This is a genomic window from Streptomyces sp. HNM0575 (assembly GCF_012726265.1).
Classification (GTDB): domain Bacteria; phylum Actinomycetota; class Actinomycetes; order Streptomycetales; family Streptomycetaceae; genus Streptomyces.
In genome coordinates this window covers 380,051-399,852 of record NZ_JAASAG010000006.1, presented here as the reverse complement: position 1 = coordinate 399,852, position 19,802 = coordinate 380,051, and the positions used below count along the sequence as shown (strand labels likewise).

The following is a 19,802-nucleotide window of genomic DNA, read 5'->3' as shown; positions in this document are numbered from 1 at the left end:
ATCGCATCGGTATTCTCGGCCTGCCACACCTACTGGAGGTGAGAACTTCGCACAAGAGTTCATCCATGCGGGAGGGGACGTACTGGGAGTCCGGCGCTCAGCTCGGACGCAGATGCTGTCAGTTCGAAGCCCGACCAGCCTGGGTCGCCTACGATCCCGCAGCGAGTTCTCCGTCTGTGCTCAGCTCGCCGGCCGGCTCCTGGCGCTGCTCGGGGACCCCGCAGCAGGGAGTGAGCAGTTCCTCGCCCTTGATCGGCGGCGTCCATTCGCGGAGTCGCTTCCACTCGACGTCGCCCGGCGGCGCCAAGCCGAGGGCGGCGCTGAGTACATGGATGCCCAGACGGGGCGGGACGGCGTTGCCGATCTGTTGGGCGATCTCTCTGCCCGACCACGGGTACGCGTCGGGGAACGTCTGGAGTCGGCCCGCTTCCTGATTCGAGAAGCGGGTCTCCTCGCCGTTCTCCATGATCACGCGATTCCGTGAGTTCTTGCCGGTGACCGTGAAGGAGGGCTCGCAGGAGAGTCGTACACCGCGGGCCTTGGGGTCGCCGCCGGTGCCGTAGTTCGAGATGACTTTGAACCGGCCTCGGGAGCGGAGAGCGGGCAACTCGTCCTCCATCGCGACCCACTTGGAGAGAACGAAGTCGCTGTCCTGCCGCCCCCCATCCTTGCGGTAGGGGTGATGCGTCGGCTGGGGAAGGTATGCCCTCCGGCCGTCCCGGCAGGCGATGAGAATCGCCCGCTTACGGGTCTGCGGGACACCGAACCGCTCTGTGCGCAGGATGCCGGTGTCGACCGAATAGCCGTTCTTCTCGAAGACCTCGCCGAACGCCTCCCAGACGGGCAGCACCGTCTGCACCTGCTCCAGCACGATGGCCTCGAACGGTCGGAGTTCGTTGGTGTCCAGGGCGTCCAGCACCCACCGAAGCGGCTGCAGAACCAAGCTGGTTCGGACGTCCATCTTCTTCAGGTCTTCGTCGATCTTCGCCCGGTCCTTGCGCTCGGCCAGCCGCGTCGTGAACTCCAGAACGCTATCCAGGGCCTCACGTCCCACGCCGTTGCCAGCGACGGAGAACGTCTGGCAAGGGGGGCCTCCAGCAAGGACGTTGGCATGGGGGAAGCACGCGGGACCGTGCTTGGTCACGTCCTCCCCGAGGGTCTTAAGCCCCGCCCGCTTACGCGTTTCGCACGCGTTCGCGTCCCACTCGACACCCGTCGACGGGATGCCGAGGACGTCCGCCGCCACGTCCAGCCCTCCGGGGCCCGCGAACAGATCCACGATACGGAAGTTCGCAGATGAGGACTGATGAGACGGTGTCACGTTCATGATGCGGCAGTCTATCCATCAGCTCTGACACTCGGTCCCGGGCGGGAGTTCGGGACATCGAGGGGACGGGTGGTGGGAGAGAGACGATCCGACGAGCAGTCAGGTTTCGCTCTCCGCGACGTGACCGAGTTCGGCGTGGGCCGCCGCCGCCAGGATCGACTGCAGCATCTGAATGTGGTCCCTCTGCTTCGCGCTCGGGCGTTCCGACTCGAAGAGCTTGTTGAGAAGCAGGTACGTCAGCGTCTTGATCAGCGGGGCGTCGTCGAGGGCCCGCTTCCGATCGCCCAACACCGCCTCGCGAAAGCGGCTGTTGAGGATGACGGTGCTCGTCTCACGGTCGATGTCGAAGAACACGTTCTGGTCGAGTTCCTCCCAGAGCACCGAGACCGGGTCGCCCCACTTCATGGGCAGTTCGGTCTCGATCGCCTCGCGAACCGCAGGAGCCAAGCCTTCTCCCGGCGGCAGCGTCTCGGGGCGTTGCACTCCTCCCGCTCGCTTGCTGCCCCTCCGGTATGCATCCTGAGCGTCTTTCAAGTACTGCCCGAATTCTCGCCCTTCGTCGTCCGTGGCCTTCTCCAGGGAGTCGGCGAAGGCGGGAGACGTCTCGACGCCGGACTTCTTCACCGTGAGCCGGAAGACGTCGTTATGCTTCGACGGCAGCTCGACGGCGACCCGGGCCAGCGCCAGGTGCTGTTCGGGCTGGCGGAAGCCGTTCCAGCCGCCGGCCTGGACGAGCCGGTCGTTCCGGTAAAAGTAGAAACCCTGCTTGTTCATGACAGTTCCGACGGCCTTGAACTCGGTCTTGCTCGACTTCGGAGGCCAGACCGCTGCTTCCAACTGCACGTCTCCGACGCCCTCGACCGGGGCGGTGAACCGACGCGGATAGTCCCGGTGTCCGCTGACCGGATGCGCGAACGGGTTCAACGGACCGACCCCGAACTGCATATAGACGTTCCTCGACCGCACGTCCTCGACGGCGATGGTGATGTTGAAGTCGTCGCGCTCCAGGAAGCGGTGCAGATGCAGGCCCAGGTGCAGGCCCAACTTGTTGAAGACGCGATTCAGGTACATATCGGTCTGGCGACTGTCCCCCGTCGACGGGAAGTCCTTCACGGCATCCCAACGCACGATCGTGCCGTGCCACAGGATGGGCTTGTCGTAGTACCGATCGACCAGCGACTGGGCGTAGTCCGGGTCGACGACGTCGCACTGGAAGTTGGAGCGAGCGCCTTCCATGGTCCAGCGACGGCCCACGGACCGAGTCGTCTTCGTGGTGGAGACGACGGTGACTGCTTCGGCGTGGGAGAGGGACGCGGACTTCAGGCCTGTGCCGAACATTCCCAGCGAGCTTTCCTCGTACGTACGTCGACCGCCGACGGTCATGGCGACGTCCAGTTGCCCCTCGTTCATGCCACAGCCGTCGTCGACGACCAGGAGCGAGACGAGCCGGGGCCCGTCGCGGAGGAAGTGGACGACGACGTCCCTGGCTCCCGCGTCGATCGAGTTGTCGATCAGGTCCGCGACTGCGACCTCGAAGGCGTAGCCCTGGCTGCTCAGTGCCTCTACGTAACGGGCGTCCGGGGGAAGATGTTTGGTCCCGGTGGTCGGTACGTCGAATCGCCAGTCGTTCATCCTGATCCTCCGCACCTGAAGGCTTTTGAGTCGATCGTACGTTCTCGCATCGATTCGGGATCGTGGAACCGACTTCTCCGCTCTGTCTGTTTCATAACGGTTGAGCACCGGCCCGAGCGCCGGTGCCCATTGGTGAGTCGACTGCCGTCAGTCTCCAGCCCCTTCGAGGGCGCGCACGAGCTGCCTGCCCACGGCCGCGGCCACGAGTGGGGGCAGTGCGAGGGCGACCTGGCGGTACGTGGATCCCTTCAGGCCGCAGAACTGCCAGTTCTGCGGGAAGCCTTGGAGATCGGCGGCCTGTCGGACGGTGATGTGCGGCAGGCCGTCCGACGCGAATCCCGGGCCCGGCACGTCGTTCCAGAGGCTCTTCCCCTCGACGCCGAGGCGGGCCCACTTCCGCTTCTGACCGGTCGGTCCCAGATCGGGACCGCCACGTTCCGCGGAGCCGCCGACCAGCGCGGGTGCGAGCGCGTCGGCACGGGCAGCCCACGCGTCGGCGCCGGGCCATCCCTTGGAGGCCATGGAGACTCTCAGGGTCTCCCCGAGCGTGGGCGCGGGATCCGCATTCGGGGCAGGCCAGTGGAAGGGTTCTGCGGCATCGTCTCGGAGGGCCACGAGGAAACCGTGGCTGCGGTCCTGTGGGACACCATGGTCGGCGGCGTTCAGGACGCCCCACGAGACCACGTATCCGAGCGCGGTCAGCGCCTCCCTCAACTCCTCCCGTATGCCGGCGAATTGATCGCTTTCGACGAGATCCGGCATGTTCTCGAGGAGTACCGCGCGCGGCCGGACGACGCGTGCGAGACCCGCCGCATCGCGGAGCACCCGCAACGGTTCGGCGTTGTCCACACGGGTCGCCGTCGCGGCGGACTGCACCCGCGGCAGGCCGCCGCTCAGCAGGTCGACCCCGCGGGTCTCTTCGAAGACGTAAGGATCGAACTCACCGATGTCGGCGTTCTCGACCCGCCAGGAACGGCGGTTCCACTTGAGCGTCCGACAGGGGTCGTCATCGGAGTCCACGAGCATCCGGGGGAAGAAACCCGCATGCTCCAACCCCGTCGCCTGACCGCCTGCGCCTGCGCAGATCTCCAGCGATACCAACACGCGTCTCTTGCTCAACCGTCCCCCATGTCAATGTTCGCAGTAGGGCCGAAGTGGGCTGTGTTGAACGTCCGTTGGACCCTTACGCTCTGCACGCGGATGTCAGTCGGGCTGTCACCATGGCGTCCTCCGCCTACGACGTGTCGATGGCCATGAAGCGCACCCACGGTTCGTCGTGTCGACGGGCCGACATCGGGCTGACGAAACTGAACGCGGTCACCATGCTCTTCGGGTCGAGTACACCCGTCTTCTGAGTCGTCTCCACGCTCTCGCCGGGCTTCTCGACCACGGGGTAGAGCAAGATCACTCCGCGACGGGAACGGACGAACGACTCTGTCGCGGAATCGTGGTAGTCGGTCGTCGCTCCGGCGATCCGCTCGGCGACAGGACGATGCCTGGGTTCGGTGATCTCACCGAAGGCGTCCCCGCGACCGCGACGGCGCTGCCGCTGGAACCACGAGAGCGTCCGATCTACTGCCTCCAACCGAGCGACGTTCCGAGTCGTCCTCTGGTGCTGTGGAGCTAGGACCAGCCAGTCGTTCAGCCTCTCCTCGGCCTCGGTCAGCTCCCGCAGATGCTGCAGATGCGGGGCGAAGTCGTGGTTGCTGAGCCACATGAGGTCCTTCGCGATGTCGAGGAACTCCTGTGGATCGATCACCGCGGTCAACGCGTCGAATGATCTGACGACGCCCTTGGTGTCCTGACCCGTGAACAAAGTCGCCTCGGACGAGAGGCGGTCGAAGACCGGCTCCCACTTCCGGGTGTTGTGAGCCAGCGCCGACTCCGTCTTCGGGAAGCACGTCAGAGTCGTGATCTTCCCGGGAGAGGCCTGGGACGCGACCTGCGTGTTGTACATCTTGTTCTTCGACGTCGGCCGCAGCCAGGGAAGGCGCTGCGACACCAACGGGGGGACCTGCGCAGGCGTGACCTGGGGCTTGCCGTTCACTGTCACCGAGTACTGGCGAAGCTGCTCGCGGAAGTCCTCTTCGTCCCGGCAGATGGCCTCGAACGCGCTGTAGAGGTCTACGTCTTCATGCTTCCTCTCGACGCTCCGGTCGATGTAGAGACGTACGAGATCCTGGTACCCCTTGCGGAACCCGAACCAGCGTCCCATCTGCATGAGCGTGGAACCGTTAGTGGCCAGACGACGGTAGTAGCTCACTGTCAGTCCTTCGACGGTGAACCCGCGAGAGAGCTTCTGCCCTCCGATGATGATCTTCCAGACATTGGTGCCCTCGAAGTCCACTTCACGATTCTCGATCTCCTTGTCGCCGTTGACCACGATGACCGGCTGATTGTCGGCGCCGATCTTCCGCCAGGCTTCACTGGCGTAGGGCTGGAGCTCGTCGTAGGACTCGGGGACCGGCAGTTCGCCCGCGCGAGCAAGCGAGACAGGTTTCAGGTCATCGTCGAACAGTCGCCGCAGGCGCTTCTGCCCTGCCTCACCCGTGTATTCGCTTCTCGTCCACAGCCTGCGGACGCGGACCAACAACTCCCTGTGGTCGTCCTGACGTTGGGACTCGTGGACGAGCATCGTGTGGTGCCGGAACGGCTTCAGCCCCGCCTTGCCTTCGCGATACAGCTTCATGGCTCCGCTGAGGACGAACATGTCCATCGCCTCGCGCAGTTCGGCGTCCTCGTCCACACGCCCGTCGGTGTTACGGATGTCCCTGACGTAGCACCGCTCGTTGGAGTTCTTCAGGGGGCGCTCATCCTCCGGACCCAGATGGAAATCGTGAAACTCCCTCGCCCCCATGTAGCCGTGCGGGCGGTCCAGGGAGACGATGAAGTCGCGGGGGAAGATGTCCTTATCGTCACTGGGATCCACAAAGACGTTGGCGTAGGGCGTCGCCGTGTAGCCGACATACTGCGCGCGCGGCAGCATTCCCAGCAGGGACGAAATATGTTGGTTGATCGCCGTGCGTTTGGAATCCCGATTCTTGCTCAAAGTCGTGTTCACGGACGCCTCGTCGGACTCGTCGTCGATGACGAGCACCGGCAGCTCCTGAAGCAGCTCGTCGCCGACCCGCTTAAGATCTTTGATCAGGTGTTGCAGCACGGTCGTGTGCTTCTTGACGACCATCAGCTGCGCGTTGCTGCTGTGCAAGTTCACGGGATCGTAGAGAGGTAGCGAGCGCTCGCGCTTGTCGCGTTCGAGCGCGCTAATGCCTTGGTTCAGCGCCCGGTAGTCGTCGTCACGTGTGGTGAGACGGATGATGTCGAACGCGCCCGCGTCGGACGGCTTCACACCGTGCTCCAGGAACTCGCCGTCTATCCAGTCCGTGTCGGCCGCATAATCCATCTCGAGCTCGTCGGTGACGTTACGGAGCAGGTTCTCGCGACCCACAAGCTCCTTGTCGATACGCCGCTGAGTCTGGGCACGGAGAAGGTTGAGCCTGCCTCCGAGAACGATCACGAGCCGGTAGCCGCCGTCCAGGGCCTTTGCGATCACCCCGGTGAAATTCGCCGTCTTCCCTGACTGCACGTACCCCACGACGAGGCCGCGGGACGCGTACGGCTTCGCTGCTGTCGGATCGGCCAGGTGTCGGACGACCCGCTCCGAAGCGCTGTCGAGGTTGCCGACAGAGTCGCTGTCCCACCCCTGCTGCTCTTCCAGGTACTCCTTGTACCGCGGCCAGTACCATTCGTGTCCGTCCCGCGATTCGGCGTCCCACACCGTGGGGGTATCACCACTGATGACGACCTCGCCCCTCACACGGGAGACCGGCGCCAGCTCGGTCAAGAGCTGGCGGGTCTCCGCTTCGAGGCCGAGCCGGTCATACACCTCAAACCGACGCTCGGCCGTGCGCGGCTCCGTCTTCGTCCAGGAGCCCTCCGCGATGTCCCACTGAAGCAATCGCGAGTTCCACAGCCGGAGGAGGGCACCCTCGCTCGGCTCCGTCAACGCCTTGCGGAAAGCGCCTTCCGAGAGATCGGCTCCGGGCTCGGCCTCTTCACCGTGGATGTCTACCAACGCGCGGAGCATTACGGGCCGCAGCAACCTACGCAGGGCGGCCTTGTGCACGGCGAGCAGGGATCGGTAGGTGGTGCCGTCAGTCACAAGACCTCGCTCAAGTGAATCGACATGTGCAGACGCCGGCAGCAGACGGCTGGCCGTACAGAAGCGGCAGTCGAGACCCGTCGAACGACATGCAGGGCCAGGGCCTCTCCGTCAGCCGAAGGCAACCCTCACCGACTGCGGTCTTCCGCCCGTCTGAGACTTCGCTGATCGCTCCCCCAGGTGCTTCGAGTATCCGCGGGTCGGAACTCCGGTGGGCAGCGCGGCAGGGAGGCGCTGCAAGCAACACCCTTGTTCTCGAACTCCCTTGATACTACTGGACGATGCGCTTACCAGACCGGACGTCACGCGAGGCCCTCGGAGCATTCACAAAATGTCTTGCAACAGCAACGGACAGTGTTCTCAAGCCGGTTAAGACTCTTCACGACAACGAGCCCATGCAAAAAGCGAATTGAGCAGCCGCTTACTAGTCTCCAAGCTCCATGCGGCTACGGTAGGCGTCCCGCACGCGAGCGGCGCAAACCGACGGATCTTCGTGCTCCCAGACTCGAAGAACCGTCCACCCCTCCGATGCCAGAAGGCCGTCGGTCTCGCGATCACGGGCTCGATTCTTCTCCACTTTCGCGGCCCAGTACTCGGCATTCGTCTTCGCGACCGTGTGGTGCTCCGGACATCCGTGCCAGAAACAGCCGTCCACGAACACGGCCAGACGGGCGCGGGTGAAGACCAGGTCGGCCGTGCGCCGAACCGATCGGATCGGCCGCATCGACACCCTGTACCGCATGCCCATCGCGTGGACTGCACGGCGCAGAGCGAGTTCGGGGCCGGTGTCGCGCCCCTTGTTGGACTGCATGCTTCGACGTGTGGCGGGCGAGGAGGCCCACGAGCCCGTCGAAGCGTGGCGATCGGAACGGTCAGTCATCGACTTCTGTTTCACAGGTGCATACGGGATGGGCGGTGGAGAGCCGCACGGCGACCGTCATGTTACGGGCCTCCGCAAGCGCCTCCGCTCGCATCCGGACAATCAGCTCCGAATCAACGGAAGTTGTTCAGGAACGCGGCTCTGATCCTACGCAGGATCATCATGAGCGTCAGAACGAAGTGTGCGAGCAGAGCGATCACGACTCCGCTCACCCAGCGGTCGATGCGTTCGACCCCCATCCCTGCCTCCACTCCCAAGACTACAACCGTGACAAGCGAGATCAGAAGCGCGTACGTCACCGTCGACTGGATCTGCTTGGCGAGCTCCAGCTTCAGCTCCGTCGAACTCGACTTCGCTTTGAGGGCGACATCGAAGAGAAGCACCAGGAGATTGAACAACAACCCGGCGAGCAGAGCGAAGGCGGCGAGGATGTTCCCCACTCCGTCCACCCTCCACTCCAGCAGAATCCCCAGAATTCCTAATGTGAGAGGCGCCCCGTAGAAAAGTGCCACGGCGTCCCACATGTATTTACCCGTACGCTGGCTACGCAGGTTGGAGAAATGGTCTTTGACGATCGGGACGACGTCAATCAGCGGACTCACCCGGGACCTCCAGTCGATAGTGATCCCAGTCGCTCGGCCAGTCGAAATTCCGGCGCATGACATCAGCGCTTATACCCATGCTCAGTGCGAGATCCTCGGCGTACTGCGCGGCCTTCCCATAGGCCCAGTCGTCCGTGAGTTCCACACCGTCCTTGTTGAGCTCTTCGTCCAGGTCGTACAGCATGGCAGGTGTTGTACCAGACGACACCGACACCGTTCGCATCGTGCCGCCGACCTTGACTTGCACCTTGACTTCGCTGTACTGCACGTCGCGCCACTGCAGGACGCTCGACACATCCCTGTCTCCGCTTAGGACGTCCTGAATCTTGTTCTTCCGGAAAGACTTGTTGCGCCGTGGCCTCAAGATCGTCTCCAGTGTGCCCATTTCTTCCTCTTCGACCTCGAAGACCGCAGCGAGGTCGTCCGGGATCGAAGTCCGCACCAGACGGATCGCCTTGATTTCGCCCTGCTCCAGGTACGTTTTGTAAGCTGCCTCGGACATCACGTTGTTGAACTCGATCGTGTAGCCCGGGTACTTCGCGTCGAACGCCTTCCGGAAGGAACTCTCAAGGACACTCCTTAGTCCTTGCCCGTGGAGGCGTTCCGTGAAGAGAAATCCTGTGTCGGCAGCCTCGGGCAGGATCAGATAGTTGCGTAGGTCGCTGAGATCCACGTGCTCTTCTTCCTTCTGGAAGAGAACCTCTCCTGTCTCCCTGTTCCGGATGCGCGATTGCTTGCCGTACGACCCGAGGGCGAGCTTCACACAGAGCCGCCTGTCCTTCCCGTCGATCGCATGAGCCTCGATCGACGCTTCCTGGGACTTGACGTCGTGCGGGCGCTCTTTGAGTTGAAGGAAGAATCCGTAGAACTCTTTCAGTAGATCCGCCCGCGCACCGTCGAAGTCATCGAGCGGCAGTTCTTCCTTTTCGCGAAGCCTGCGAACTTTGATCGCATAGCCTGCGAAAGCGTGCTTTGCCATGTCACCCCTCCTTGTGAGTCGGCGATGGTCTCACAAGCGACTCAGAGGACGACTTCGCGGACCCAAGACGTCAACTACCAACGTATTCGGGCCGGTACACGCCGAGGTACCCCTGAGGCCGGCCAATGGCAATGCGCAAGATTCTGCGATCCGAGCACGGCTGCGGCTCTGAGCGATGCAGCCTCTGAAAGCGGTCCGGGCGTCAGCTGCGCCATCCGCCCGACATCGCACTACGTTCCGCGATGCATCCTGCTCAGGGCTTGCCATACCCGGTGCGGATACGCGCAGCGGGCTCAGGCCCCGCGTATGGGCGACCGTGCTCAGGGGTGGGGAAGGATTTGTCGCCGAAGAGGACGCGGCGGGCCGCGGCTTGGCCGAGTGGTGTGCGGAGCAGCGTGAATGCAGCCGTCGCCATGGCCGGGGTACGCACGTGGGCCAGGCCTCTGCGGAGCATGAGCCGTCCCCGGAAGCGGGCGCGCAGGGCGGCTCCGTCGTAGCCGGTCAGGACGTCTCCCGGGTTTCGGGCCCGCAGCGCCTCGTCGAGGACCGCGGCCGCGTGCTCCGACAGCCGGAGGCACGGATCGAGGCCCCCGGCGGTGAGCGGCGAGACGGCGCCCGCCGCGTCTCCGACGAGAAGTCCGTCGGCGCAGCCGACGCGACGCAGCATTCCACCGACGGGAATCGGGCCTCCGCGCCGCTCCACCGCCTCGGGGCGTTCCACGCCGGCCAGCCCGGGCGCGGAGGCGCTGAACCGCTGCAACGCTCCGCGAAGCCCCGCCGGGAAGCGGTCCGCGTAGCCCGCGACGCCTACATGGGCGTGCTGCCCGTCGTTGACCACCCAGGCCAGGTAGCCGGGGGCGAGGGAGGGGTCGAGAACGCAGTGGAACGTCGGCGGCTCGTCCGTACCCGGCAGTTCGAAGACCTCTTCGGCGCCGACCAGCACGTGCCGGTTGCGGTCGAGCGCGAGGTCGCGGGCGACTCTCGAACGGGCTCCGTCGGCACCGACGACGAAGCGCGCCCGGACCGCGGTCGTGCCCTCGCGGCCGGTCAGCCGGAAGGTGCCGCCCTGCCGGCCCGCGTAGCTCGTGCCCATGGCCATCCGCACTCCGGCGTCGGCCGCGAGCTCTGCCGCTGCCGTATAGAGCGGCGCCATGTCACCCACGCGGTACTCGTCCCGGGCGCTGACCAGGCCGACCGGGCGGCGCATGCCAGGGGGGTAGAGCATCACTCGCCGGATCGGCGGCCCGAGGTGCTCCTGGGGCAGCGGGAAGTCGTCGAGCGTCTTCCGCACGAAGATTCCCGTGGTGCGGATCGCGTGGCCGAGGCTGGTCCGCCGTTCCACCAGGAGTACGTCGTGTCCTCGCCGGGCGAGGAGCGTGGCGGTGTGGAGCCCGGCCAGCCCTGCTCCGACCACCAGTACGTCGGTACTCGCCGTGGCACCGGGACGGCCGGAGGCGTCGGGTGTCCTCATCGTCTGCTCCCCACTGCGTCGCCGTAGCGTTCCGAAGGTCCAAGTGCCCGGGTCGTCGGGGCACTTCATGTGTGGCGCCGGTACGGACCGGCCTTCCGCCGGGTGGTCGCCGGACTCCCGGCGCACCAGGCCCCACACACCTCCCCCTCAATCGAACTACGATGGGAATCTATCGATATTCGATAGCAATGGCAAGGGTCGGGCCCGCGGAGAGGGACGGAGCCGTGGGGGCGCGGGGCCTCCGGACGGCCCCAAGTGCCCTGCCGATACCGCGAGTTCGGAACCGGTCATCCCGCTGTGCGGTGTCCTGCCGGTGGTGCTGACGCGTTGACACCACGGGGGCCCGTTGCTTGGATACGGCGTGCCTTTCCGGCATACGTCGCAAAGTTGGAGCCTTCCATGGAGCTGTCGCGCCGCGCCCTGCTGTCCATGGTTCCGGCGAGCGCGCTGCTCGTCCTCGCCGAGCCGCTGCGCGCACGGGCGGCAGCCGCCCCGTCCCCGCACGGCCAGCCCACCGCAGATCCGGCGGGAGACCTCGCCCGGCTCGTCGAGAACACCGTCGCCGTCCTGGCGGGCACCGCCGAGGTCGACGCACGCCCCGAGGTGGCCGCCAAGGTGGCCGCCATCACCGGTACGGCACGGGACCGGCTGGACGCGATGGACTCGGCCGGCGACGGCGAGCTGTTCCAGGGCCTCGGCGAACTCGGAGCCAGCGACGCGAACTTGATGAAGTCCTTCCAGTACCTCTACGAGATCGCGCTCGCCACCCGCACGCCCGCGGACGACAACCCGCTGCACGGCGACGAGGCCGTCCAGCGGCGCGTCATCGACGGTCTGGTCTGGCTCTACGACCACTATTACGGCGACCAGTCGAAGGGCTACTACGGCAACTGGTTCAACTGGGAGATCGGCATCTCCCAGCAGGTGAGCAGGATCCTGGTGCTGCTGAGGGACCAACTCGCCGAGTACCGACCGGACTTGGCCGCCACCTACGTCGCCGCGATGGACGGCTATCTGCGCAACGGCAAGAACGGCGACGTCGACCTCGACTCCCGCTTCCACACCGGCGCCAACCTCGCCGACATCACCACCGACCGGATCATGCAGGGCGCCGCCCTCGGCGACGACGCCCGGGTCAGCAAGGCCGTCGCCGACCAGCTCACCGTGCTCGCCACGATCGACCCGTACGACCTGCGGCACGGTGTCACGGACGGCTTCTACGCCGACGGCTCCTTCATCCAGCACGCCTCCGTCGCCTACACCGGCACCTACGGCACGGGGTTGCTCAGCCGCGTCGTACAGACCCTGAAGATCCTGGACGGCACGGCCTATCTGTCACAGGGCGACCTGGCCGGGGTGGCGCGGGGCTGGGTGGTGGACGGCTTCGCGCCGGTGATCTTCGAGGGCTGGATGATGGAGGCGGTCAAGGGCCGCGGGGCGTCACGTGAGAAGAGCGGATACGCCGACGCGACCACCGTGCTGGAGGCCGTCACCGACCTCGCCGCGCACTCCTCAGGCGACGACGCCCCGGCTCTGAAGGGGTATGTGAAGTTCGTCCACGAGGCCTCGAAGGCGCCACCGGACCCGACCGGGTTCGTCTCCCCCGTGACCGTAGCCCGCTACGCCGACATCCTCGCCGACGGCTCCATACCCGCCCGCGACCTCAAGGACGCCTCGTACACGGCGGCGTTCAACGCCATGGACCGCACCGTCCACCACCGGCCCGGCTGGGCGTTCGCCCTGGCCCGCAGCTCACGGCGGGTCAGCAAGTACGAGTACATGAGCGGCGAGAACCTCAGGCCGTGGTTCCAGGGCGACGGCACCCACTACCTGTATCTGTCGGGGCAGGACCAGACGCATGCCTTCGGCGTCGACTACTTCACGGCCGTCTCCCCGTACCGGCTGGCCGGCGTCACGGCCCCGGTGGAGACCCGCAAGACGATCCCCGAGCTATACGGCGAGGACTGGTACGACAACCCCGGCGCCGGATTCACCGCATCGTCCGAGAAGCAGAACACCTACGTCTATTTCCCGTGCGGCACCGGCTCCCACTCCGGCGGCGCCACGCTCGACGCGTACGGGACGGTCTCGCTGATCCAGTCCGACGACGCCGCCTGGGCGGCCAAGCAGGCCGGGCGGCTTCCGGACGACTTCGTGGCCTACCGCAACGCCCGCGCGACCAAGTCGTGGTTCCTGCTGGACGAGGAGATCGTGGTGCTGGCGGCAGGCGTGTACGACCCGGCGGGCCGGGCGGTGACCACGACGGTGGACAGCCGCATCGCCGCCGAGACCGACGCCGTCACCGTCACGGGACGCCTGCGCGACGGCACGCGCCTGCGCCGCCCCGGTACGGCGCCGCTCCCCGGTACGGCGCCCCTCGCCTGGCTGCGCTACGCCAACGCCGACGAGAGGACAGCCGTCGGCTACGTCTTCCTCGACGCTCCGGGGGCGCCTCGCGGGCCCCGGCCCACCGTCACGCTCGACACCGTCACCCGCAGCCGCCGGGACGTCAACGCCTCCAACCCCGACACCCGGATCACCAAGCAGGTCTTCGGCGTCGCCTTCGAGCAGCCGCCCGGCACGCCCGCGACCGCGCAGGCCTGCGCCCTGGTCCCGGGCGCCACCGAACGGCAGTTGGGCCGCTACGCGCACGGCGCGCCCGCCGTCCTCGCCAACACCACGGACCTCCAGGCGATCGTTCACCACGGCCTGGGGCTGCTCGCCGCCAACACCTTCGCGCCGGGCGCCCACTTCGCCGGGCCGCTCGCCGTCGACGGTCCCGCGTCGGTGCTCGTACGCCGCGGCGGCGACGGCATCACCGCCGTCGCCGTCGCGGATCCGACCACCGAACGCGACAAGGTGACCGTCACCCTGCACGGCCGCTCCCTCCGCCCGGTCTCCGCGGACGACGGTGTGCACGTCACCCGGCTTCCGGGCGCCACCCGTATCGAGGTCACCACCCGGCACGCGTACGGGCGGAGCTTCGTGGCCCGGCTGCGGTAGGAGCCGACTCCCGCGGGCGGGGCGGCAGTTGAAGGGCGAGCAGCCGAGCAGCCGCACCGCTCGACGCTCCGCCGGACCGTGGCGCGGTCGCCGGACCGTGGCGCGTCCGCGGGGGCGTGGCGCGGTCGCCGGACCAGGGCCGCGGTCGATCCCGGGGGGCGGTCGATCCCGGAAGCCCGGTGAGCCGAAAGGGAACGGAGACTCACCGCACCGCCCGCGTCGCGAGAGCCGGTGCGGCGGCCACGGTGACCCGTACCTGCGTGCCGGGCGGCAGGTGGGCGAGCTCGGCGCTGGAGACCTGGGCGAGCACCGTGGTGTCGTCATCGAGCCGGACCCTGACGGTGGACTGCGAGCCGAGGAAGCTCGCCGTGAGCACCCTCCCGTTCCCCTTCCCGTCGGGTGTCACCTGCACCGATTCGGGCCGTACGAACACCGTCACGGCACCGGAGCCGGTGGATCCCTCCAGCAGTGGGACTCCGACTCCGAGCACCTCGGCCGTACCGGACTGTGCCGTTCCGTGAAGCCGGTTGGTGAGGCCGACGAACTCGGCGACGAAGGGCGTGCGCGGCCGGTCGTACAACTCGGCGGGCGGGCCGACCTGTTCGAGGCGGCCGGAGCGTATGACTCCGACCCTGTCGGCCACACCGAGCGCCTCCTGCTGGTCGTGCGTCACGAACAGCGTCGTCGTGCCGACGTCGATCTGGATGCGGCGGATCTCGTCGCGCAGCTGGCTGCGCACCTTGGCGTCGAGCGCGGAGAGCGGTTCGTCGAGGAGCAGCACCTGCGGTTCGACGGCCAGCGCGCGGGCCAGGGCGACGCGCTGCTGCTGGCCGCCGGAGAGCTGGTGCGGGTAGTGGGCGGCGTGGCTGGAGAGGCCGACGAGGTCCAGCAGGTCGCCCGCGCGCCGCCGTCGCTCCTGTGAGCCGACGCGGCGGAGCTGTAGCCCGTAGGCGACGTTGTCGCGGGCGGTCATGTTGGGGAAGAGGCTGTACGCCTGGAACACCATGCCCATGTCGCGGCGGTTGGCGCCGACATGGGTGATGTCCCGGTCGCCGACGAGGATCTGCCCGGAGTCGAGGGTGTCGAGTCCGGCGAGCGCCCGCAGGGCCGTCGTCTTGCCGCAGCCCGAGGGGCCGAGCAGGGCGACGAATTCGCCGGGGCCGACATCGAGCGAGAGCCCGTCCAGTGCGCGCACGGGTCCGTAGGAGCGGCGCAGGTCGACCAGCCGGACCTGCGCCCCGGAGCGGCCGGACTTCTCGCCGGACTCCTCGCCGGAGCTCTCGTCGGCCCTCCGGCCGTCTGCTTTCCGGGCGTTGCTGGTCTGTGAGGTCACGGGACCGATCCCTTCACGGCGTCTTGGGGTGCGCTCTCGCGGTGCCGCCGGGAGGCGCCCGCGAGTACGAGCAGCAGGACGAAGGCGAATACGAGCGCGGCGAACGAGACCGCGACCGAGACGGCGGCGTCGCGCTTGCCCAGCAGGTTGATGACCACCTGGAGCGTGTCGAAGTTGAGCAGCGAGGAGATGGTGAACTCGCCCAGCACCAGGGCGACGCAGATGACCGACGCGGAGGTGATGGCTCCCCGGATGTTGGGCACGACGATGCGCAGCAGCACGCGCGTCCACGAGGAGCCCAGGCTGCGCGCGGCCTCGGCGAGCGTGACGATGTCGACCGAGGCCAGTCCCGCGTCGATCGCGCGGTGCGCGTAGGGCAGGACGAGGACGATGTAGACGAACGTCAGGGTCAGCGCCGAGTTCCCGAACAGGTAGTTGATCCAGGCGTAGATCGGGGCGAGGCCCACGACGAGCACGATCGCGGGGATCGTCAGCGGCAGCAGGCACACCGCTTCGATGAGGCGCCGCAGCCGCGGCACCCTCAGATGCACCCAGGTCATCGTGGGTACGAGCAGGACGAGCACGCCCGCCACGCTGAGCAGGGCGAGTTCGAGGGAGACGGTGATGGCCCCGAGCAGCTCGGAGTCGGTGCCCATCGCCTTCCAGGCGTCGAGTGTCCGCCCGGAGTCCGGTCCCCGCGTGGAGAATTCGAGCATCGCCAGCAGCGGCAGCAGCAGGTAGAGGCCCACCGCCACCAGCACGGTCCAGCGCACCAGCGAGTGTCCGCGCCGCTCGCCCGGAGTGGTCACCGCAGCCATTTCGTGGTCCTCCGCTGCAACAGGGCGTAGAGGGACATGACGACGGCCACGACGACCACCATCCCGAGTGCCAGCGCCTTGCCCAAGTTGGCCTGGCCCAGGGCGACTTCGCTGGTCAGATAGGTGCGGATCTGGAGCGGCACGATGGGGTTGCCCTGACTCACCAGGGCGGCGGCCGTCGAGAACGAGGAGAAGGCGTTCGCGAAGAGCAGCAGCGCCGCTCCCGTGAAGGCGGGTGCGAGGACGGGGCCGCCGACGTGCCGCCAGTACGACCAGGTGGAGCCGCCCAGGCTGTCCGACGCCTCCCGCCACTCCGGCTTGAGACTGTCGAGGGCCGGCAGGAACACGATGAGCATCAGCGGGATCTGGAAGTAGGTGTAGACGACGACGAGTCCGGCGAAGCCGTAGAGCCAGGCGCCGCCGCCCAGGACGTCGACGCCCAGCTGCTTCTGGAAGAAGAGCGTCAGCGCCCCGTTGAAGCCCATGGTGGCGAGGAAGGCGAAGGCCAGCATGACGCCGCCGAACTGCGCGAGCACGCCCGAGCCCGCCACCACCGCGCGGCGCAGCAGGCCCTCCGGTCTGCCCTCCGCGACCGCCCAGGCCAGCAGCCCGCCGAGGAGGGCTCCGGCCAGGGCGGTGGCGGCGGACAGTTCGATGGAGCGGGCGAAGGCGGAGACGTACTCGCCGTCCGCCACGATCTTCGTGACGTTCTCCAGGGAGGGCCGCCCGCCGGCGTCCTGGAAGGCGCCGACGACGACGATGTAGGTGGGCCACAGCAGGAAGACGGCGACGTAGCAGAGGAACGGCAGTGCTCCCAGATACGGGACCAGCTTCCTCGGCCGCCGTGTGACGGCGCCGCGGGCGAGCGGACCGGCGCGCTGCCGCGGAGCCGGAAGGCGGACCGGTGTCCTGGTCGTCATGGGTCTCTCCTCAGCCGACGTCCTTCTGCCAGTGCGCCTGGAGGTAGTCCTGGCCCTTCTTCAGCTGCTTCTCGGTGAGGAGGGCGGGCTTGCCCGACGCGGAGGGCAGCTTCGCGTAGGCCTTCTCGTCGATGGTGCCGTTCTTGCGCATCACGTCCGCGAGCACGGGCCGTGCGAAGCCGCGGAGCCAGATGTTGTGGCCCTCGGGCGAGTAGAGGAACTCCTGCCAGAGGCGGGCTGCCGCGGGGTGCGGCGCGTCCTTGCTGACCGCCTGCCGGTAGTACGCGCCCACGACCGCGTTCTTCGGGATGACGGCCTTCCAGTCGGCCTTGCCCTTCAGCTCCTCGGTCTGCGCCACGTTCAGGTAGTCCCAGTCGATGACGACCGGGGTCTGGCCCGAGGCGATGGTGGCCGGGGTCGGGTCGACGGGAAGCAGGTTGCCGGAGTCCTTGAGCTTCTTGAAGAACTTCACGCCGGGCGCGATGTCGTCGGCCGAGCCGCCGTTCTCCAGGGCGGCCATGACGACGCCGTGATAGCCCGCCGAGGCCTGAGTGGGGTCGCCGTTGAGCGCGACCTTGCCCTTGTAGGCGGGCTTGAGCAGGTCCTTCAGCGACTTGGGCGCCGGTACCTTCCTGGCGTCGTAGCCGATGGACATGTAGCCGGTGTAGTCGCTGATCCACTTGCCGTCGGCCTGCTTGACGTCGTCGGGGACGTCCTTCCATGCCTTGACCTTGTACGAGGCGAACAGCCCGGTGTTGGCGACCGCGACGTTGCTGCCGAGGTCGAAGACGTCGGGGGCGCGCTCCTGCCCCTTGAGCTGCTTGGCTGCGTTGATCTCGTCCTGGCTGTTGGCGTCCGGCTGGGAGGACTTGACCTCGATGCCGTACTTCTTCTCGAAGGCCTTGATGAGCTTGCCGTAGTTCGCCCAGTCCGGCGGCAGGGCTATGACGTTGAGGGCGCCCTCCTTCTTGGCGGCTGCGACGAGCTTGTCCATCCCGCCGAAGTCGGCGGCGGACTCGTGCGAGGCGGCCTTCGCGGCGGCGCCGCCGGACTCCTTGGGCGGCGGTGCCGGCGAGCCGCAGGCGGCGACGGACACCAGGGAGAGGCCGACCGCCGCGGCGGCGGTCAGTGAACGTGATGTACGCATGGAATCCCTCCACTGCGTGGGTATTTGACGGGGTGCGCGGTGCACGGGGTGCACGGTGCACGGGGTGCGCGGTGTGCGCGACGGGGTACGCCGCCTAGCCAGGCAGCTTGACCATGACGTGCTTGATCTCGGTGAACTCTTCGAGTGAGTAGATCGAGCGCTCCTTGCCGTATCCGGACTCCTTGAAGCCGCCCCACGGCATCTCGGGGGTGACCGGTCCGTGGTCGTTGATCCACACGGTTCCGAAGCGCAGCTTGCGGGCCGCCTGCATCGCCCTGCCCACGTCGCGGGTGAAGACGGACGCGCCGAGCCCGTAGACCACGTCGTTGGCCAGCGCGTACGCGGCTTCGTCGTCCTCGACGCGCTGCACCGTGATCACCGGCCCGAAGACCTCCCGCTGGACGATCTCGCTGTGCTGGTCCACGTCGGACAGGACGGTGGGGGCCACGAAGAAACCCGGGGAGTCCACCGGCGTACCGCCCGTCAGGAACGTGCCCTTCCCGGACCTGGCACGGTCGACGAACCCCATGACGCGGTCGCGGTGTTCGCGGTGGGCCACGGGGCCCATCTCGGTGCCGGGGTCCTGCGGGTCGCCGACCCGCAGGGAGGAGACGGCGGGGACGAGTTCGTCCAGCACCCGGTCGTAGCTGCCGGCGCTGACGAGCACCCGCGACGCGGCGCTGCAATCCTGGCCCGCGTTCCAGAAGGCGCTCGACCGCAGGGCCGAGGCGACCTGGACGGGGTCGGCGTCGTCGAGCACCAGCGCCGGTGCCTTGCCGCCCAGTTCGAGATGGACGCGCTTGAGGGTGCGGGCGGCGGCCTGCGCGACCTCCTTGCCCGTGGCGGAGTCGCCCGTCAGGGAGACGATGTCGACGCCGGGGTGTTCGACGAGGGGCGCACCCGTCGAAGTGCCGTCGCCCGTGAGGACGTTGAGCACTCCGGGCGGGAAGATGTCCGCAGCGAGCGCGGCGAGCCGCAGCGTGGTCAGCGGCGTCTGCTCGGACGGCTTGAGCACGGCCGTGTTCCCGGCGGCCAGCGCGGGGCCCAGCTTGGTGACCGCCATCAGCAGCGGGTAGTTCCACGGGGTGATGAGCGCGGCGACCCCGACGGGTTCGCGGCGGGTCATCGAGGTGTAGCCGGTGACGTACTCGCCCGCCGCCCTGCCCTCCAGGCAGCGGGCCGCGCCGGCGAAGAACCGGAGCCGGTCGGCGGCGCTGCGTACTTCGCCTGCCGTGGTGCCGATGGGCTTGCCCGCGTTCAGCGACTCCAGGCGGGCGAAACCGTCCACGTCGCGCAGGACCGCGTCGGCGAGGGCGAGCAGCATCTCCGCCCGCTCGCCGGGGGTCGTCTGCGACCAGTCGCCGGCGGCCCGGCGGGCGGCGGACACCGCGCGGTCGACGTCGGCCCGTGTGCAGGCCGGCACCGCGGCGATCGGCTGTCCCGTCGCGGGATCGACGACGTCCAGGGTGCCGCCGTCGGAGGCGCCCGCCCACTCGCCGTCGATGTAGTTCCTGTCGTGCTCGATCAA

General features: G+C 67.5%; 14 protein-coding genes. 1 reads left to right on the top strand and 13 read right to left on the bottom strand.

What is annotated here, in order from left to right:
- Positions 1 to 148: 148 nt before the first annotated feature.
- The 8 genes from HCC61_RS17240 to HCC61_RS17205 form a co-directional block, all read right to left on the bottom strand.
- On the bottom strand, positions 149 to 1,327 hold the full coding sequence (locus HCC61_RS17240) for a DNA cytosine methyltransferase (protein ID WP_169136333.1): 1,179 nt from the start codon (positions 1,325 to 1,327) through the stop codon (positions 149 to 151).
- 99 nt (positions 1,328 to 1,426) lie between these two features.
- A complete protein-coding gene (locus tag HCC61_RS17235; RefSeq protein ID WP_169136332.1) occupies positions 1,427 to 2,959 on the bottom strand; it encodes an ATP-binding protein in 1,533 nt (510 codons plus the stop codon).
- 147 nt (positions 2,960 to 3,106) lie between these two features.
- Positions 3,107 to 4,078, bottom strand: coding sequence for a DNA cytosine methyltransferase (locus HCC61_RS17230; RefSeq protein WP_240969048.1), 972 nt, complete (start codon positions 4,076 to 4,078; stop codon positions 3,107 to 3,109).
- A gap of 115 nt (positions 4,079 to 4,193) precedes the next feature.
- On the bottom strand, positions 4,194 to 7,121 hold the full coding sequence (locus tag HCC61_RS17225; protein ID WP_346777244.1) for a Z1 domain-containing protein: 2,928 nt from the start codon (positions 7,119 to 7,121) through the stop codon (positions 4,194 to 4,196).
- Positions 7,122 to 7,545: 424 nt separating this feature from the next.
- The gene (locus tag HCC61_RS17220; protein WP_169136432.1) at positions 7,546 to 8,001 is read right to left on the bottom strand and encodes a very short patch repair endonuclease; all 456 of its coding nucleotides are present in this window, start codon (positions 7,999 to 8,001) and stop codon (positions 7,546 to 7,548) included.
- Between the two features lie 113 nt (positions 8,002 to 8,114).
- Positions 8,115 to 8,603: a hypothetical protein gene (locus tag HCC61_RS17215; RefSeq protein WP_169136331.1), complete on the bottom strand. Its 489-nt coding sequence runs from the start codon at positions 8,601 to 8,603 to the stop codon at positions 8,115 to 8,117.
- On the bottom strand, positions 8,587 to 9,582 hold the full coding sequence (locus HCC61_RS17210; protein WP_169136330.1) for a hypothetical protein: 996 nt from the start codon (positions 9,580 to 9,582) through the stop codon (positions 8,587 to 8,589). The genes HCC61_RS17215 and HCC61_RS17210 overlap by 17 nt, the downstream gene beginning before the upstream one ends.
- Before the next feature lie 253 nt (positions 9,583 to 9,835).
- Positions 9,836 to 11,053: an NAD(P)/FAD-dependent oxidoreductase gene (locus HCC61_RS17205; protein ID WP_169136329.1), complete on the bottom strand. Its 1,218-nt coding sequence runs from the start codon at positions 11,051 to 11,053 to the stop codon at positions 9,836 to 9,838.
- Positions 11,054 to 11,452: 399 nt separating this feature from the next.
- On the opposite strand from HCC61_RS17205, the gene HCC61_RS17200 reads away from it, so the two are divergent.
- A complete protein-coding gene (locus HCC61_RS17200) occupies positions 11,453 to 14,056 on the top strand; it encodes a polysaccharide lyase family 8 super-sandwich domain-containing protein (RefSeq protein ID WP_169136328.1) in 2,604 nt (867 codons plus the stop codon).
- A gap of 202 nt (positions 14,057 to 14,258) precedes the next feature.
- On the opposite strand, the gene HCC61_RS17195 is transcribed toward HCC61_RS17200, so the two are convergent.
- From HCC61_RS17195 to HCC61_RS17175, 5 genes are all read right to left on the bottom strand, one after another.
- On the bottom strand, positions 14,259 to 15,389 hold the full coding sequence (locus HCC61_RS17195) for an ABC transporter ATP-binding protein (protein WP_169136327.1): 1,131 nt from the start codon (positions 15,387 to 15,389) through the stop codon (positions 14,259 to 14,261).
- Positions 15,386 to 16,207, bottom strand: a complete 822-nt coding sequence (locus HCC61_RS17190; protein ID WP_169136326.1) for an ABC transporter permease subunit — start codon at positions 16,205 to 16,207, stop codon at positions 15,386 to 15,388. Before HCC61_RS17190 ends, HCC61_RS17195 begins: the two co-directional genes overlap by 4 nt.
- The gene (locus HCC61_RS17185; protein WP_169136325.1) at positions 16,195 to 17,127 is read right to left on the bottom strand and encodes an ABC transporter permease subunit; all 933 of its coding nucleotides are present in this window, start codon (positions 17,125 to 17,127) and stop codon (positions 16,195 to 16,197) included. Before HCC61_RS17185 ends, HCC61_RS17190 begins: the two co-directional genes overlap by 13 nt.
- A gap of 10 nt (positions 17,128 to 17,137) precedes the next feature.
- Positions 17,138 to 18,274: an extracellular solute-binding protein gene (locus HCC61_RS17180; RefSeq protein WP_169136324.1), complete on the bottom strand. Its 1,137-nt coding sequence runs from the start codon at positions 18,272 to 18,274 to the stop codon at positions 17,138 to 17,140.
- A 94-nt stretch (positions 18,275 to 18,368) separates the two neighbouring features.
- Entirely contained in the window at positions 18,369 to 19,802 is a 1,434-nt protein-coding gene (locus tag HCC61_RS17175; protein WP_206322593.1) for an aminobutyraldehyde dehydrogenase, read from the bottom strand.

Bases quoted from the DNA above. Each gene is read 5' to 3' on its own strand.
- HCC61_RS17200 (WP_169136328.1), top strand. From the start codon at position 11,453: ATGGAGCTGTCGCGCCGCGCCCTGCTGTCCATGGTTCCGGCGAGCGCG.
- HCC61_RS17220 (WP_169136432.1), bottom strand. From the start codon at position 8,001: ATGACTGACCGTTCCGATCGCCACGCTTCGACGGGCTCGTGGGCCTCC.
- HCC61_RS17240 (WP_169136333.1), bottom strand. From the start codon at position 1,327: ATGAACGTGACACCGTCTCATCAGTCCTCATCTGCGAACTTCCGTATC.
- HCC61_RS17235 (WP_169136332.1), bottom strand. From the start codon at position 2,959: ATGAACGACTGGCGATTCGACGTACCGACCACCGGGACCAAACATCTT.
- HCC61_RS17210 (WP_169136330.1), bottom strand. From the start codon at position 9,582: ATGGCAAAGCACGCTTTCGCAGGCTATGCGATCAAAGTTCGCAGGCTT.
- HCC61_RS17180 (WP_169136324.1), bottom strand. From the start codon at position 18,274: ATGCGTACATCACGTTCACTGACCGCCGCCGCGGCGGTCGGCCTCTCC.
- HCC61_RS17185 (WP_169136325.1), bottom strand. From the start codon at position 17,127: ATGACGACCAGGACACCGGTCCGCCTTCCGGCTCCGCGGCAGCGCGCC.
- HCC61_RS17190 (WP_169136326.1), bottom strand. From the start codon at position 16,207: ATGGCTGCGGTGACCACTCCGGGCGAGCGGCGCGGACACTCGCTGGTG.
- HCC61_RS17205 (WP_169136329.1), bottom strand. From the start codon at position 11,053: ATGAGGACACCCGACGCCTCCGGCCGTCCCGGTGCCACGGCGAGTACC.